This is a genomic window from Chromobacterium sp. Ag138, from assembly GCF_055181315.1.
Genome location: NZ_JBUPWA010000001.1, coordinates 1269917 through 1286938 on the forward strand (window position 1 = coordinate 1269917; position 17022 = coordinate 1286938).

Consider the following 17022-nt stretch of genomic DNA (forward strand, 5'->3'; position numbering starts at 1 on the left):
CGCGGCGGCGCTTGCCGCCGCGCGGAGAAACGGCGTCAGCCCAGCTAGGCCATCAGCCAGGTCAGCAGGCCTACGAAGCCACAGAAGATCAGGCTATGCTTCAGTGTGAAGCGAAACAGATCCGCCTCCTTCCCTATCAGCCCCACCGCCGCGCAGGCCACGGCGATGGACTGCGGCGAAATCATCTTGCCGGTGACGCCGCCGGTGGTGTTGGCCGCCACCAACAGCACGTCCGAGACACCCAGCTGGTGCGCAGTGGCCGCCTGCAAGGCGGAAAACAGCGCGTTGGACGAGGTGTCGGAACCGGTCAGGAACACGCCCAGCCAGCCCAGGAACGGCGAGAAGAACGGAAACGCCTGGCCGGTGCCGGCCAGGCACAACGCCAGCGTGCTCGACATGCCGGAATAATTGGCGACGAAGGCGAAAGCCAGCACCATGCCTATCGACCATATCGGCCGGCGCAGCTCGACCAGCGTCTCGCCCAGCGCGCGCAAGCCGTCGGCCGGGCGGAATTTCAGCAGCGCCATGGACAGCAACGCGGACAGGAAGATGGCGCTGCCGACGGCGGAGACGATGTCGAACTTGTACAGCGCCTCGTACGGCGTTTCATGCGCGACGATGGGCGCGGTCTTCAGCACCAGCTTGTCCAGCCCCGGCACATGCAGCTTCCAGATCCAGCCCTCCAACGCGCCGCCCTTGATGAACAAGGCCTTGAAAGGCTTGACGCTCCACACCGTCACCAGCGCGGTCAGGATCAAAAACGGGCTCCAGGCGCGCGCGATCTGTCCCAGGCTGAAGCCGCTCGCCTGCCGAGCCGACGGCGCGCGGCGGCCGTTGAAGGTGAAGATTTCGGCCGGCTGCCACATTTTCAGAAACAGCGTCAGGCAGATCAGGCTGACCAGCGCCGAGGTGATGTCCGGCAGCTCCGGCCCGATGTAGTTGGAGGTGAAAAACTGGGTGGCGGCGAACGAGGCGCCGGCCACCAGGATGGCGGGCCAGGTCTGGCGCACGCCCTTGAGGCCGTCCATCATCATCACCAGCCAAAACGGCACGATCAGCGACAGGATGGGCAGCTGGTGGCCGGCCTTGCCGCCGATCAGGAACGGGTCCAGCCCCGTCACCTGCCCGGCGACGATGATCGGTATCCCCATCGCGCCGAAGGCCACCGGCGCGGTGTTGGCGATCAGGCACAGCCCGGCCGCGTACAGCGGATTGAAACCCAGCCCCACCAGCAACGCGGCGGTGATGGCCACCGGCGCGCCGAAGCCGGCCGCGCCCTCCAGAAAGGCGCCGAAGGAAAAGCCCACCAGCAACATCTGCAGCCGCTGGTCCTCGGTCACCGACAGCACCGAGGCGCGGATGATGTCGAACTGCCCGGTCTTGACCGTGATCTTGTACAGGAACACCGCGGCGATGATGATCCAGGCGATCGGCCACAAGCCGTAGCCGAAACCGAAGGCCGCGGCCGCCAGCGCCATTTGCGCCGGCATGCCGTAAAACAGGATGACCACCGCCAGCGCGATCAGCACCGTCAGCGTGCCGGCGACATGGCCCTTTAATCGCAGCACCGCCAGCGCGACAAAGAAAAAGGCGATGGGCAGCGCCGCCATCAGCGCCGACAGCGCGGGGCCGCCGGCGGGAAAGTACTGTTGGGTCCAGATTCCTTGCATGTGAAGCTTCTCCTCATTCCTGGTTTAGCAGGCGCAGCCGCTCCCCTGCCGATGAACGGGATCGTTTCGGCATGGCAGGACTGGCTTGCGTTTCTTGGGTTTACATCAGCGTTGAAAAGGCGGTCTTCATGACGGACCGCTTGGGTGGGTGCAGAAATCCAGCAACGCCTCGATGCTGGCGTAAGGAATCCCGCCGTGCTCGGTCAGGCCGATCTGGCAGGTGCGGCTCATCGACACGCCGTGGCGGCAGGCATCCGGCAAGGCCGGCTTCAGTCTCCTCAGGCTGTGGGCGTTCAATTCCGGCACGGTGAAGCCCTTGTCGCCGGCGAAGCCGCAGCAGGCGATGTCCGGCACAGTCAGCGCGTCGCAGCAACTGGCGGCCAGTTGTTTCAAGCTTCCAGCCGCGCCCATCGCCGTCGCGCTGCATGGAATATGCAGCGCCAGTTGCGGCAGGCGCCGGGCGATGCTCAGCCGCGGCAGAACTTTTTCCGCCAGGAAGCCGGCAGCATCGAACAGCTGCAAGCGCGGGTCCAGCAAGCCCTCGGCCTGCGCCTGCTTGACGCGGGCCGCGCACGGGCTGTTGTCGAGATACACCGGGTGGCGGCCATCGCCGCTCGCTTGCAGCAAAGCCTCGTTCAACGACGCCTGGCTGAAGGCCAAAGCGCCGGCCGCGTTGGCCGAGGCGAAAGGCTGGCCGCAGCACAGGCCTTCATGGCCGGGCGGATAGACCGGCGCGAAACCGGCGCGGCGCAGCAGATTCAGCGTATGGACGGCGGCGGACTCACCGCCCTCGCCTTCCGCCAGCGCGCGGTTGACGCAACTGACGAACAGCACCACCGGCTCGCCGTCGCCGGACAAGCGGGGCAGCGGCGCGGCGGCGCGCGGCAGGCAGGCCGGGATCAGCGGAATCACCTTGCGCTCGCCCGGCTGGCGGCGCGTCCACTCGTTCAAGCGCCGCGCGCCGGCCAGATGCGCCAGCCGCAAGCCGGTCCGCGCCGCCGCCGTCATCCAGCCCATATGCCGCGCGGCGAAGCCGGCCAGTACGGGACGCCGGCTCGGGCCCTGCAATTTTTTCATCAGCAGGCCGGTGTTGATGCCCACCGGACAACGGGTCGCGCACATGCCGGTGGCGGCGCAGGTATCGACGGCGCGGTAGCGGTAGCCGGACTTCAGCGCCGTCAGCTCCATCGCGCCCTCGCCGTCGCGTTCCAGCTGGCGGATGCGCCGCCAGGCGACGATGCGCTGGCGCGGGCTCAGCGTCAGCCCGTGCGAGGGGCAGGCCGGCTCGCAGAAGCCGCACTCGGTGCAGCGGTCCACCAGCGCGTCCGCCGCCGGCATCGGCTTCAGGTTCTCCAGGTGCAGCCTGTCGTTGTCGGTGATGATCACCCCGGGATTGAGCAGGCCGTCCGGATCGAACAAGGCCTTGATGCGGCGCATGATGTGCCAGGCGGCGTCGCCCCACTCCTGGCGCACGAAAGGCGCCACATTGCGGCCGGTGCCGTGCTCGGCCTTCAGCGAGCCGTCGTACTCGCCGGCCACCAGATCGCTGACGTCCTGCATGAAAGCCTCGTAGCGGTCCACCTCCGCGGGGCTCTCGAAACCGGGCGCGAACACGAAGTGCAGATTGCCGTCCAGCGCGTGGCCGAACAGCAGCGCCTCGTCGTAGCCGTGCTTGTCGAACAGCGCGGTCAGCTTGGCCACGCCGTCGGCCAACTGAGAGATGGGAAAGGCCACGTCCTCGATCACCACCGTGGTGCCCACCGGCCGCGCCGCGCCCACCGCCGGAAACAGCCCCTTGCGCAGCGCCCAGTAGCTTTCGCATTCGCGCGCGTCGCGGCTGAAGCCGCTGGACACCCGCGGCTGGTAATCGGCCAGCAGCCGCTCGATCGCGGCGGAATGCCCGTCCAGCCGGGCCTCGCTTTCCGCTCTCAGCTCGATCAGCAGGCAGGCGCTGTCCGCCCCCACCGGTTGATAGAGAAAATCCGGCAATCCCGGCTTGCCCTGCACCGCGCGGATGCTGCGGCTGTCTATCAGTTCCACCGCCGACACGCCGCAGGCGTCGCGCGCCGCGCTCAAGGCCGATACCGCGCGGCAGCAGCGCTCCAGGTCGTCGAACAGCACCAGCGCCGACGCCTTGTGCGGATGCTCGGCCACGGTGTGGAAAGTGATCTCGGAAATGAAACCCAAGGTGCCTTCGGAGCCGATCATCAAGTGCGCCAGCATGTCCACCGGATCGGCGAAGTCCAGCAAGGCGTTGATGCCGTAGCCGGTGGTGTTCTTCAGCCGATACTTGCGGCGCACCCGCTCCGCCAGCTGCGGATCGCCGGCCAGTTGGCGCGACAGCTGCGCCAGGCCGTCGAGCAGATCGGCGTGCGATTCGCGGAAGGCCGCCGCGCTGGCCGGGTCGGCGGTATCCAGCGCGGCGCCGTCGAGCAGCAGCAGCCGGATCGCCTGCATGGTGTGGTAACTGTTGTCGCGGGTGCCGCAGCACATGCCGCTGGAGTTGTTGGCGGCGATGCCGCCTATCTTGGCGGTGTTGATCGACGCCGGATCGGGGCCGATCTTGCGGCCGAACGGCGAGAGCAGCGCGTTGGCGTGCGCGCCTATCATGCCGGGCTTGAGACGAATGCGCGCGCCGCCGTCCAGCACTTCGCCGCGGTTGAAACCGTCGCCCAGCAGAACCAGCACCGAGTCGCTGACCGCCTGGCCGGACAGGCTGGTGCCGGCGGCGCGGAAGGTAACGGCGACGCGATGCAATCTGGCCAGCCGCAGCAGCGCCGCCACCTCGCCCTCGTCCTCCACCCGGGCGACGATTTGCGGCCGCAAGCGGTAGAAGCTGGCGTCGGTGCCGTAGGCCAGCGTGGACAATGGGTCGGTGAAAATGCGCGCCGCCGGCATGGTTTGGCGCAAATCCTGCAGAAAATCGGCGTGGGCGGGCGTCATGTGGATTTCCCCTTGCTCGCCTCGCGCTCGCGCAGCAGCTCATGCAGCGTTTTGGACGCCGGCGTCAGCGGCAGATGGTTTTGCGTCCAGCCCAGCTGATTTTTCGGCGCGTGCTTGCGCAGCCGCGTCGCCGCCCAGCCAAACATCCGGTACAGCTTGGGCGAGGCATTGACCAGCCGCCATCCGGCCCAGGCCATGCGCTCCGCGCCGCTGGCCGCCGCGCCCTGGCCGCGCAGCGGATGCGCCACCCGCTCTCCGGCCGGGCGTTGGCTCTCCTCGCGCAGCCGCATCAGCATCTCCGGAATCGGAATCCGCACCGGACACACCTCGCCGCAGGCACCGCACAGGCTGGACGCGGTGGGCAGGTCGCGGGTGTTTTCCAGCCCCATCAGATGCGGCGAGATGATCTCGCCTATCGGCCCCGGATAGGTGGTGCCGTAGGCGTGGCCGCCGATGCGGGTGTAGACCGGACAATGGTTCATGCAGGCGCCGCAGCGTATGCATTGCAGCGTCTTGCGCAACTGCTCGTCGGCGTAAGCCTGGCTGCGGCCGTTGTCCAGCAGCACCAGATGCACCTCGCGCGGGCCGTCCTTCTCGCCCGGCCTGCGCGGACCGCTGATCATATTGAAATAAGTGGTGATGGGCTGGCCGATGGCGGAACGGGTCAACAGGCTGTACAGCGGCACCACGTCCTCCAGCTTTTCCACCACTTTTTCAATGCCGGTGATGGCGACGTGCACGTCCGGCACCGTGGTGCACATGCGGCCGTTGCCCTCATTCTCCACCAGGCACAGCGTGCCGGTTTCGGCCACGGCGAAGTTGACGCCGGACAGGCCGACATCGGCTTCCAAAAACTTGCGGCGCAGCACGCGGCGGCCGATCTGGATCAGCGCGTCCACGTCCTCGGTATACGGCGTGTCCGGCAGCTGTTCGTGAAACAGCTGGGCGATGTCCTGCTTGGTCTTGTGGATGGCCGGCATGATGATGTGGGTGGGTTTTTCCCCGGCCAGCTGGACGATGTACTCGCCCATATCGCTCTCCACCGCCTCTACGCCCCGCTCGGCCAGGTAATGGTTAAGCTCCACCTCCTCGCTGACCATCGATTTGCCCTTGACCATCAGCGTGCCTCGCCTGGCTTCAACGATGCCATGGATGATGCGGTTGGCCTCCTCCGCCGTCTCCGCCCAGTGCACTTTCACGCCATTTGCCGTCAGCTTGTCTTCCAGTTGTTCCAGCAGCGCCGGCAGCCGGGACAGGCAGCGCTGGCGTATGCCCTCGCCCAGCGTGCGCAAGGCGGACAGCTCCGCCTCGTCCGGAAACGATGCCAGCCGCTTGGCCATCAGAAAGTCCATCGATCCGCGCAGGCTTTGCCGCAGCTTGTCGTCGGTCAGCGCCAGCCTGGCGTTGTCCTTGAAGGCGCGCGACGGGTAGACGGTGATCTTGTGCTCGCTCATCGCCCATCTCCTTCCACGTCATGGATGGCGATGTGCGGCGGCAGCACGGCCAGCACCAGCAGCTCGCGCGGGCCGTGCGCGCCGTAAGCCAGCGTCTGCTGGATGTCGGCGGTCTTGGACGGACCGGAGATCAGCAAGGCGTTGGTGGGCATGCCGGCGGCCCAATTCTCGCCCTTCATCGCCGAGTAAAAATCCGGGTACAGCGTGGCGGCGTCGAACAAGGCGATATGCAGAGGCGGCGCCAGGCTCATGGTGCGCGGCTCTTTCTCGTCCGGCCACAAGGCCAGCGTGCCGGTGGCGGCGATGCCGCAGCGCGCGGCGGTAAAACCGGCGGCGATGTCGAACAGCTCCGCCTTCCAGCCATCCACCTCGCGCTCGAACCAGACGATGCGCGGCGCATCCTCCCTGCCCTCAAGGCATTGCGCCAGCCGCCGGCCATGCGGCGTGACGGACAACAGGATGGAATCTTGCGGATGCGCGGCCAGCCAACCGGCCAGCGCTGAGTCCCACTCCGCCTCGCGCGTCCACAGAATGTCGGTTTTCACCGAACGCATCATCGCCGCCCAATGGCGCAGGCGGGCAATCTCATCGTCCTTGGCCGCGAAATGCTGGAAATGGCCGGCCAGGTCCGGCCGCGCGCGCTCCTGCCTGGGCGCGGCGCGCAGCTTTTGCAAGATGGAGGCGCGGGCGCTCATCGCTTGCCTCCGGTGCGTTCCAGCAGAAAGCTGGCCAGATGGCGGCCCTTAAAACCGCTGCCGCACTGGCCGAGCTTGCCGTTGATATTCAACAGGCAGCCGCCGTCGGCGGTGACGAACTCCACCGCGCCGCTGTCCTGCAGCGACTGGGCCTTGTCCGCCACCATCGCGCCGGCGATGTCCGGATGCTTGATGGAGAACGTGCCGCCGAAGCCGCAGCATTCGGATTCATGATCATGCACCACGCGCTCGACATTCTGCAGCCGGTCCACCAAGGCCCAACTGGTCTTGTGCACGTTCATCTCGCGCCGCGCCGAACAGGAGATATGCACCGCCACCTTGACCGGCGCGCCCAGGTCTTGCGGCCGCCAATCCAGATGATTGAGCAGGAAATCGGAAAACTCCACCACCCGCGCCGCGATGGCGCAGGCTGCCCTCTCATCCGCCTCGCCGGCGAACAGGCGCGGCCAGTGGTGCTGGATCATGCCGCCGCAGGAGCCGGACGGCACCACGACGGGCCAGTCTTCCGGGAAACAGGCCAGTTGCGCGCGCGCCACGGCCAGCGCCTCCTTGGGATGGCCGCTGGTATAGGCCGGCTGGCCGCAGCAGCTTTGGGCCTGGGGGAAATGCACCCGCACGCCCAGGCCTTCCAGCAGGGCAATGGCGTCTAGGCCAGCTTCCGGCAGGAACAGGTCGAGCAGACAGGTGCCGAACAGGTAAACGTCGGCAGGCGTCTTCATGGCTTCCTTTGTAAATTGGTAAGACCAATTATTCTTATGAAAACCACTTTAGAGTGAATGCTTGAGTTCGTCAATATGACAAGAAGGCACCGGGAAGAGAGTTAAGAGGGCTGAACGGGGTCCTGCGTCCCGGATCGGTATGCAGGCGGGCAGGAATGGGTGGCGCGTCCCTGCCGGGCGACGCGCCGCATGGGCGCTATTCCAGCAACAGCATCTCGCGCAGCTTGCTGGCCAGCTTCTGCGGCTCGTCCTTGGACACATAAGCGTCCACGCCGACAGACTCGCCCAGCTTCTTGTTGGCCATGCCGGACAGCGACGAATGCATCAGCACCGGAATGCCGGCGAAACGCGCGTCGTCCTTGATCATCTTGGTCAACATGTAGCCGTCCATTTCCGGCATTTCCACATCGGTCAGGATCAGGTGCAGCACCTGACTCAGCTTCTGGCCCGCCGCCTCGGCCTGCTGCGCCATCTTCTGCAGGGTTTCCCAGCCGCGCATGCCGTTCATTTCCGATGAATAGCGGATATGCATCGCGTCCAGCGTGCGTTCGATCTGCTTGCGCGCCACCGCGCTGTCGTCGGCGAAGAAGATGTGCCTGTCCTCCTTCACCGGCTCGATGGAGATATAGTTCTGGGTTTCGTCCGACAGGCAGGTTTCGGCCAGCACCTTCTCCACGTCCATCATCATCACCAGCGTGCCGTTCTCCAACTCCGTGACCGCGGTGACCAGCCCCGCCATCCGGTTGGTGATCATGTCCGGCGGCACCCGCATCGCCGACCAGTCCAGCCGCAATATGGTATCCACCGTTTCCACCAGGAAACCCTGGGTATGGCCGTTGTACTCGGTGATGATCATGATTTCCGGACGCTTGGCCGTCACGATGCCGGTGTATTTCCCCAAGTCGATCACCGGCACCAGCGCGCCGCGCAGGCTGACCATGCCCTCCACCGAGGCCGGCATCTCCGGCGCGGTGGTGATTTCCGGCGTGCGCATCACCTCGCGCACCTTGAACACATTGATGCCGAATACCTCCTTACGGCCGGTGCGCTGATCGTCGCCCAGCGAAAACAGCAGGATTTCCAGCTTGTTGGTGCCGGCCAGCTTGGTTCGGGCGTCAATTTTTTTCAGCAGGTCGGACATCGCGCAACTCCTTGCAAAAGACAGTATATCTTTATAGCAAAAATCCAAAATTAGCTAGACCAGCCATTAATGGTAAATGAATATTATCCAGCAATGCCAATGACATTAAAAATGAAGCACATTCTTCTTCAGGATAGTTGAAATGTCGGGCAAGCTGATTCACGGTGAACGTTGGGCTTCAAAAGTTCAGCCCAACCAACGAGCTACGAGATACAGCGGCTCTTCCTCCACACGCGCCATCACCCTCGACATGTTCTGCTCCTGGCTTGCTACTAAATTTGTTAAGGAGTTCTTGACCCAAAAGAAAACGGGCAGCGCCATTAAAGGGATACGCCGCTTATGTGATGGATCATGCCAGGCACCGTATCTTGGGCTGAACGAAGTGAAGCCCAACATTTACCGAGAAAAACCACGACCGCACAAATATCGATCGTCATATATCGCGGTGAACGTTGAGCTTCGCAAACTTAGCCCAAGCTACGGGCTCAATCTACCTTGATCAAGACTAAGACTTCAGATACACGCTTTTATCATTAAGCTTTATCTTTCTCTTGACTTAGCGTACCGCCTGCAATGCCTGTCTGGGCAATACTCCATTAGCATCAGTTGCGTGCGATAGCGCAGGAAGAACAAAGTCCATCCCATGCAAACTTCCCGTCGATATCAACCTGCTACCATACCCTAATGGCTGCCCTTGCTCATCTAGAGACTGCAACTCTATACGCTGCCCTGGCGCGGATGCCAAAAAATTCAGACCAAAACTAGAAAATTCTGGCAACCTCCCCTGAACCAAATCCCCAACCACCCCAAAAAGAGCGGCCCCGATTTTATATGGCGTACCTACATACAGATTGAAAGCAGCAATTAAAGGATTATCCTGCAAACGCGACAGAATCTCCCCATTCACATAAAAAGCTGCGATGCGCGAATTAGTATTTACATCAGACAAACCATAGCGCCGTACAGTACCATTGCTAACATTCTCTGCGTTAAACGTAATCGCACGGCCATTCGCAACTGCCATAGCTTGCGCAGCCGCCAGGCCACCCCCTAGCGAATGCCCAACAAAAGTCACATTCCCATCCAGATCTTGATTGATTATTCTTGCGTTCCCAATAGCTTGCTTAAACTGATCCTCCGAAAACCCAGAGCTCTGCAAACCATTAGTAATCCAGTCATTCCAATGCAACTCCGATCCACGATTAACATAATAATATCCAGCACCACCCTCAAAGCTTGTCTTATACAATGCAGAACTATAACCGGCATCATTTGAAAAATCCGACACTCTCAAGTGAATGCCATCTCGCGACAAATCACTATCATTCATACGCACAACGCCCATCGGCAATAGCTCTTTCATGCCTTCCTTAGGGTCAAAATAAACATCCTTACCCAATAAAGCAGCGGTAAATACCGATCGGGTCCTTCTCCAATCATCCACATCAGCAGAATCTGGATTTGCATCGATCTTTTCAGTCAGCGCATCCGCTGCTCGCCGAACATCGACAAAACTCGCCAGCTTTAGCGCAGTCTCTTTGTCTGTGTGTAATAGCGTTTTCTGGTATACCGCTTCCTTTTCACCATCCAATACACCATCAGCCGATTTGGCCGATTGCCTGGCTCCCTGCAGAATGACACTTGCCTTGGCCTGCACCGCCGCATCTACATTAGACTTAGCCAAATATCCAGCCAACTCATTACCAAGAGCACTACCAAACGCACTCAATGCCAGATTATGCCAATCCGGACCATGATTCTTTTCCAAAACCGACTCCACAGCATTTGAACTCATTCCCTTCAACATACCGTACCCAATCCGCCCCATGAAATCGGCATTATTAGCGGGCTCTATAGGAGCAGTGGCCCAACTAGCAACACCTGAAGCTGCCACGGAAGTCCAGTTAAACGATTTCTGCAAGCCCATTGCCATCGCCGCGCCCTGCGTAGCCGCATTCACGGCCATCGTTCGCGCGACGGTAGCGCCCAGCTCCTTGCCGGCAAAAGCAGATGACCCATACCCGCCGGCTAATCCGGCAGTAGCCGCGGTAGAGAAGGCTGACAAACCGACTTGTCCCCATGAGAACTTGTCCTGCATGCCCATCGCCATCGCGACGCCTTGGCTAACGATAGAGCCGACCGCACCAGCAATGCCCGCAGCAGCCAATGCACCTAAAGTACTTGCGCTCGTCAGCACCGCCATCCCCGATGCCATGACACCGGCCGTGCTTACCAAGGTTGGGGCCAACAGTGGCGCCAAGGCCCCTGCAGTAAACACCACAGCCACCACAGCCACCACCGCGACCAGAATCATCCCGAAGCCGCCGCAACCACCGCCACCGCTCGACGGGGGCGGCGGCGGTTCCGGCAGCGTCGGCGTCACGTCGCCTATCGCTTCGCCCGGGCTATAAACCCGATACGTGCCGCTGTTGTTGTGGAAGTTGGTGACCTTGTTCGGCACCCGCAGCACTTGGCCGGCCTTCAGCGCTTCCGTGCCTTGCAGGCCGTTGGCGTCGGCCAGCAGATACCACAGCGAGCGGTCGCCCCACAGATTGGCGGCGATCACTTGCAGCGTGTCGCCTTCGCGCACGGTGACGCTGCCTGGCGTTTGTCCCGGGTAATTGGGGCCGATCGGTTCGTAGTTCTGATCAAAATCAGCGCTACTCACTGCTACACCAAAACGATACTGGTCCTTTTTATTTCCAAGCCCAATCTGCGCAAGTTGCTTGGCATAATCCACTCTTGCCGGCCCATCATTGCCTACCGCGCCAACCTGCTTGCCATCCAGATAGTAATAGCTCTGACTCTTGAAGACCCCGCTATCACTGGATTCATCCCGCTGCAATACCAAGCCTTGAGCATTATTGATGTAGCTCAAGCTTCTATGCTTCTCTTCGTCAATAGCCATTTTCAAATGGCCATTAATGTCATAAGTCAGATGGGAAATACCAGAACGCCAGCCTGGCGCATCTTTATTGTACGGCTGAGCAGTGATGGTGGACTGCTTGGCTTCGTCCCACCATTCATAACCGTAATAAGTAGTCGTGGTGGTGCCTTTGCTGACCTGCGTAGTCGTCTTCACCGTACCATCGGCCATCAGATCATAATCGGTGGTGGCATCATCAACGACTTGATGCTTGATCTTATTGTCAGCATCATAAGTTGTCGTCGTCTTGCTATTTTGCCCACCATCGCCGTCCCAACGATAACTGGTGTACTCGGCAGTACGACCCAACAAGTCATTTACCCGCCGCGCTGCCGACTTATCATTGATCGTGACATCAGCCAGGAAACCATTATCGGTATACGAGTACTTCTCCGAGGTGCCATCCTTGGCATTAATCACGACACGACGCTGCCCTGCCGCGTCATACTGTACCTCCACACCGTCGCTACCTACGCCACCACGCGTAATCTGCCCGTTTTCCAACTTGCCCATACTGATGGTGAAACGGTTCATTTGGTCGTAGCGATACCAGTTATCCTGCGTCTGCCTACTACCGTTCACGCCATCAGAATACTCGGCGTAAACACGGCGCCGGTTACCTACCGCATCATATTCATAACGAGTCAGGAACTTAGCATCCTTGATCTGTGTAACACGCCCCAGCTCGTCATAAGTAATATCAGCGTACTGGAACACCCTAGGGCTTTGATTGCTCAGGGTGGTGTAACCCTCAAAGATTTTGCGACCATCTTTATCGTATTCATAGAGCGTATTGCTGTTAGTAGCGCTGTCTTCCAGGCTCTTTAAATAGCCATTGCCGTAATAACGATAAACAATATTCTGCCCAGTGCTCCCGCTCTGGCTGCTGATTTGTCCCGCAGCGTTGTACTGATAAGTAAAACTGTGATTGCCAAGGTCGACATGCGCCACCTTCAGGCCAAACAAGTTGACGGCGTCCTGCTGCGTCTGATTGTTGGCATTGGTGGTCACGGTGCGCCACCCCCCCACCACAGTGCCGCCCGCGCCCAACAATGAAGCATCCCACTGATAGCTATAACGAGTATGGCGCTGCGCCGCACTTATGGTTTCAAGTACGCGTCCCAGACTGTCATAGCTGGTCGCATCCTGCAAGACATCGCTGCCGGTGCTGGTCGTGCGGTGGGCAATGCGCTGGCCGGCGCTGTCATAGTCGTATTCGTCATACCCGCCGCCCGCGCGATTGATCCGCTTGAGATGTCCCAGCCGATCATAACTGTAGCTGGTGGTACGACTAAGCTCATCGCTGCTGCTACGCAAATTGCCCAGAGCATCGTATGACATCGCCTTGTGGCTACCCGTCTGCTTGTCGCCACCATCCGCATGCCATTCGTCAGATACCTTGCCCTGGCCGTCCTGGCTGCCAGCCAACCAACGCTGCCGGTTCTGGTGGCCATTGGCATCGATGACGGCCACGGTATTACCCATTGCATCGTAACGGTACTGAGTCAGCGGCGACACTGTCTGCTTTTGCCCATTTTCCAATGTGACACTAACTTGCGGGTCTTGCTTGCTCAGCAGCTTGCCTGCGGTACTGTAGCTGTAACGTGTCGTGTTCTGTTCGCCATCGGTTTCGCTATCGACTTCGCCAAATGCGTTGTAATGCTGACGACGGGTAACCGATGCCTCCTTATCCGACACCCCCAGCAAAACCCAATGCAGGTTGTCAGCCGAGGTTTCCTCCTGCGCCCCACCTCGATGCAGATAACCCGACATATTGATCACACCCCCGTCGGCATCACGCAAAACACTACCGCTGCTATCGCGCAACTGGTAGCTATACTCGTAATCGCCTACAGCCAGGCTATCGACATTGAACAAAAACCCGCTCTGCACGGTGCCGGGCAAGGTTATTTGTTTCCATTCAGCATTGCTGCCCTTAGTTCGATACGACAGACTCAGCTGCGCAGCATCTTTGCGATCCGTGGAAAACGTTACGCTCAACGGCAATGGAAGCGAATCATTTCGGATAATTCGATTCTCGCCACCAAATGTGGCGATACCGCTATATGTTCCATAAGATGTGCGTGTAGTAACAAATGGATACTTCGTAAGATCAACATTTTCAGTATAAGCCTCATATTTGTACTCATACTTGCTAGCTGAACCATCTTGAAAAATCGTATCCTTTGGACCTAACCAATAGTCAACAACCCAACTCTCTTGAATAAATGGGCCAGTATCACCCAGTTTTCTGTAAGAGAAATCTAATCTTGATGCTCTTGCATCTCGAGGAAGCGGAATGCTACTTACCGGAATAGAAAGCACCACCTCACCGCTGCCTCGTGAAACGGCCGGACCTTGATCACTCAATAGCTCATACTGATACTCGTAATGCGCAGGATCTCCCATTGGCAACAGTAATTCGCCCGCCGCATTCCAATAGAACCCGCCACGCTCATCTCGCAATAGAGAAGAAACGGTGTAGTTATCTGTCCCTTTCACGCGATAGCGAATCACCCCTTTCACCGCCAGGCCAGTCGGCTCCAAGAAATGCAACTGCTGAATAGCATTTTTTAGCAAACAAGGCTGAGTAAATATTCGTGCACCAGGCGAAAACTCGCCTGTATAAGTATTCTGCACACCCCCACTGCTATTCAACGAATCTATTTGATATTGATACTCCCCTCCAGCAGGCAGAGCAATTCCATCCAAAATAAATTTATACACCCCACCAATCTCAGACATAGTGACATTCTGATAGCCTCCCCAAGCACCATTACTCGTCCTAAATCTAATCCGAGCTCCGCTAGAAGGTTCGCCAAATCCAAAATATACAGAGTCAGGCCCCGGAGGGACCGCCTTCGTTCCACTACCAAAGTTTGTGATACTTGGAATTCCAACACCATACTTGTAAAATGAATATGGAAAATTACCAGCTCTACTTATCTGATCAAATTGTTTAACCTCACTCTGACCATGCTTCAAAACACCATATGATGAGGCAATGGAATTACCACTAGCATCTAATACTACATAATAAAACTCCTGCATTCCAGGCATAGCAAAAAAACCATCCATTGATCCAAGCGGAACATACCTACCATTAGAAGATTGAATGGGATAACTCTGAGAACCGACTGCCCAAGAATCAGAATTCTTTTTAGTTACATTACCCCAGCCCCTATAAAATAAGATTACTTTATCCGCACTGTCCGGCAATCCAACAATACCATATGTCTTTACAACACCAGTAAGCGGCCATCCCTGTGGTTCAGTACCGATATATGCTACCACTCCAGCTAACAACGGATTGGAATCCGGCGGCAACTGCTTGCCAATCGGCCCCATCGTCACCACCGCTCCGTTATTCGCTTGAGGCTTGACGCTAATCCAGCGTTCCACTTGCACACTGGACTGTTGGCGCGCATTGGTCATCAACGGTTGATACGTGGCAACCTGCTTGTTGCGCGCATCGTAGTCGGTCACTGTCAAACGCAAGTTATCCATCGGCGTCTGATGGTCGATACGCTTCTCAACCACTGCCATGACTTGATCCAGGCTTATGCCTCGCAGCTCGTCGCTGCCACCACCTCCGGACTCAACCGTCAATGTCGCATTGCCGTTGGCATCATAGCCGTATAGTTTGGTCACGCCACCCGTGTTGCCTTTCGTCAGTCGGCCAGCGCCGTCGTATTCGCTGAACTCCTGCCAGTCGCCCTGGCGGTTGACGCTGGTGCGCTTGTTGGTCACCTGGCCCCAGGCGTTGTAGCGGGTTTCGCTGATCAGGCCGCTGCCGGCGTCCTGCTTGACGCTCTGCTGCTTGGCGGCGGTGTAAGCGTATAGCGTGACGTCCTGGCCGCCGGCCGCTTCCTTGCGGTCGCGCCGGGTGCGGCTGACGTTGCCGACGGCGTCGTAGTCGTACCAGGTGACGTTGCCTTCGGCATCCTTGCTCCAGTCGGCGCGGCCGCCGGCGCCGTAATGGGTCTCGCTGAACACGCTGTCGATACCCGCTTTGCGCACCTGCGTCGCCTGGCCGAGGCCGTTGTAGGCGGTGTCGGTGGTCGGCCGCACCATCTGGCCGGCTTGATTGGCGAAGGCAGCTTCTTCGCGATGGATCTCGCGGCCCAGCTTGTCGTAGCCGATGTCGGTGACGCCGTTCTTGGCATCAGTCTTCTGGTCGACCAGGCCCAGTCCGTTGTAGTGGTACTGAGTGCGCACCACGCCGCGGGCGTCGCTGACGCCATCGTCGGCGGAGATTTGTACGTTCAACCGGCGCTCTTCTGCCACCCTCCCCATCTGGTCGTAGTCGAATTCGCTGATGCGGTCATCGCCAGCATTCGGCTTCAGCAGCGCCTGCATCTGCTCCAGCGTGGCGGCGTCGCCCGGCACGCTCACCGCATTGGCGTAATGCGTTTCCCGCACCTGTTTGCCCGCGCTGTTGTAGGCCCAGGCGGTGGCATAACCGGCAGCGTCCACTTCCAGCAGTTTGCGGCCGGCACGGTCGAACCAGCGATATACGCTGTTGCCGCGGGCGTCGGTCTCTTTCGCCACGTTGCCGTTGGCGTCATACTGCTTGGCCGCTACAAGGTCTTGGGTTTTGATTTTGTATTTGCCGTCCCCCGCATCACGCATACCCACTGTTTGATTCGGCACGATAGTGCGCGTGAGCCGGTTGTTGTTGTCGTACTCAAACTTGGTGACGCGGCAGTTGCCATCCGCCGGCTGCGGCGCGCTGCCATCGGCGGGCAGGCCCACCGCGGTGGCGTACATGCGTTGCTCGATGACGTTGCCGGCGCCGTCGTAGGCCCAGGCGGTGACGTAGCCGTCGCCGTTGCGCTCCCTCACCTTGCGGTTCTGGCTGTCGTAGGCGGTGCGGGTGACGTTGCCATTGGCGTCGACGAATTCCACCAGGTTGCCGGCCGCGTCGTAGCGCCGGGTTTCGGTCGGGCTGACGTTGTTCTGCTCGCCTTTGTCCAGCGTGTAGATCTTCACCGCGTCGCCGCTCTGGCTGACCAGGCGGTTCAGGCTGTCGTAGCCGTAGGCGGTGCGGCGCTGTTCCGGCTGCCCTTCCGCCTCCACTTGCAGCGTGCGGTTGCCGAAGGCGTCGTATTCGAAGCGCTTGGTGCTCAGGACGGCCGCGCCATCGCGGCCGGTTTCCTTCAGCACGTGGCCAGCGGCGTCGTAGTCGTAGCTGAACACCGCGCCCAGCTGATTGGTGTACGTCGCCTTGTTGCCGAAGGCGTCATACGTCATGCTCTCGACGCCGCCTTCGGCGTCGGTGATCCGGGTCTGCCGGCCCAGCGCGTCGTAGTCGACCCGGCTGACGGCATCGCGCTTGGCGTCGGCGGTCACGGTCGGCAAAACGCCGACCTGCAGCGTGGCCGGATCGACGGCGTTGGCGTAGCGGGTGACGGCGCGGGCATTGCCGAAGGCGTCGTAGTCGGTGCGGGTGG

8 protein-coding genes are annotated in these 17022 nt (G+C 60.1%); 1 reads left to right on the forward strand and 7 read right to left on the reverse strand.

All coding sequences use genetic code 11. The annotated features are described in order from the left end of the window. Nucleotides 1-44 precede the first annotated feature (44 nt). The 6 genes from ACY3GB_RS05595 to ACY3GB_RS05620 form a co-directional block, all read right to left on the reverse strand. Nucleotides 45-1670, reverse strand: a complete 1626-nt coding sequence (locus ACY3GB_RS05595) for a lactate permease LctP family transporter (RefSeq protein WP_463087879.1) — start codon at nt 1668-1670, stop codon at nt 45-47. A gap of 126 nt (nt 1671-1796) precedes the next feature. Then, nucleotides 1797-4613, reverse strand: coding sequence for an FAD-binding and (Fe-S)-binding domain-containing protein (locus ACY3GB_RS05600; RefSeq protein WP_463087880.1), 2817 nt, complete (start codon nt 4611-4613; stop codon nt 1797-1799). Then, nucleotides 4610-6067 carry a LutB/LldF family L-lactate oxidation iron-sulfur protein gene (locus tag ACY3GB_RS05605; protein ID WP_463087881.1) on the reverse strand — a complete coding sequence of 486 codons (1458 nt, stop codon included), beginning with the start codon at nt 6065-6067 and terminating at the stop codon, nt 4610-4612. Before ACY3GB_RS05605 ends, ACY3GB_RS05600 begins: the two co-directional genes overlap by 4 nt. Beyond that, nucleotides 6064-6762 (reverse strand): LutC/YkgG family protein, encoded by a 699-nt coding sequence (locus ACY3GB_RS05610; RefSeq protein WP_463087882.1) that lies wholly within the window; start codon nt 6760-6762, stop codon nt 6064-6066. Before ACY3GB_RS05610 ends, ACY3GB_RS05605 begins: the two co-directional genes overlap by 4 nt. Then, a complete protein-coding gene (locus ACY3GB_RS05615) occupies nt 6759-7502 on the reverse strand; it encodes a (Fe-S)-binding protein (RefSeq protein WP_463087883.1) in 744 nt (247 codons plus the stop codon). Before ACY3GB_RS05615 ends, ACY3GB_RS05610 begins: the two co-directional genes overlap by 4 nt. A 196-nt stretch (nt 7503-7698) precedes the next feature. Beyond that, nucleotides 7699-8643, reverse strand: a complete 945-nt coding sequence (locus tag ACY3GB_RS05620) for a chemotaxis protein (protein ID WP_463087884.1) — start codon at nt 8641-8643, stop codon at nt 7699-7701. Between the two features lie 142 nt (nt 8644-8785). On the opposite strand from ACY3GB_RS05620, the gene ACY3GB_RS05625 reads away from it, so the two are divergent. Then, entirely contained in the window at nt 8786-9142 is a 357-nt protein-coding gene (locus ACY3GB_RS05625) for a hypothetical protein (RefSeq protein WP_463087885.1), read from the forward strand. Between the two features lie 57 nt (nt 9143-9199). Here the strand turns inward: ACY3GB_RS05625 and ACY3GB_RS05630 are convergent, their stop codons facing one another. Next, nucleotides 9200-16921 (reverse strand): LysM peptidoglycan-binding domain-containing protein, encoded by a 7722-nt coding sequence (locus ACY3GB_RS05630; RefSeq protein ID WP_463087886.1) that lies wholly within the window; start codon nt 16919-16921, stop codon nt 9200-9202. Nucleotides 16922-17022 lie beyond the last annotated feature (101 nt).

Bases quoted from the DNA above. Each gene is read 5' to 3' on its own strand.
- ACY3GB_RS05595 (WP_463087879.1), bottom strand. From the start codon at position 1,670: ATGCAAGGAATCTGGACCCAACAGTACTTTCCCGCCGGCGGCCCCGCG.
- ACY3GB_RS05600 (WP_463087880.1), bottom strand. From the start codon at position 4,613: ATGACGCCCGCCCACGCCGATTTTCTGCAGGATTTGCGCCAAACCATG.
- ACY3GB_RS05605 (WP_463087881.1), bottom strand. From the start codon at position 6,067: ATGAGCGAGCACAAGATCACCGTCTACCCGTCGCGCGCCTTCAAGGAC.
- ACY3GB_RS05610 (WP_463087882.1), bottom strand. From the start codon at position 6,762: ATGAGCGCCCGCGCCTCCATCTTGCAAAAGCTGCGCGCCGCGCCCAGG.
- ACY3GB_RS05615 (WP_463087883.1), bottom strand. From the start codon at position 7,502: ATGAAGACGCCTGCCGACGTTTACCTGTTCGGCACCTGTCTGCTCGAC.
- ACY3GB_RS05620 (WP_463087884.1), bottom strand. From the start codon at position 8,643: ATGTCCGACCTGCTGAAAAAAATTGACGCCCGAACCAAGCTGGCCGGC.
- ACY3GB_RS05625 (WP_463087885.1), top strand. From the start codon at position 8,786: ATGTCGGGCAAGCTGATTCACGGTGAACGTTGGGCTTCAAAAGTTCAG.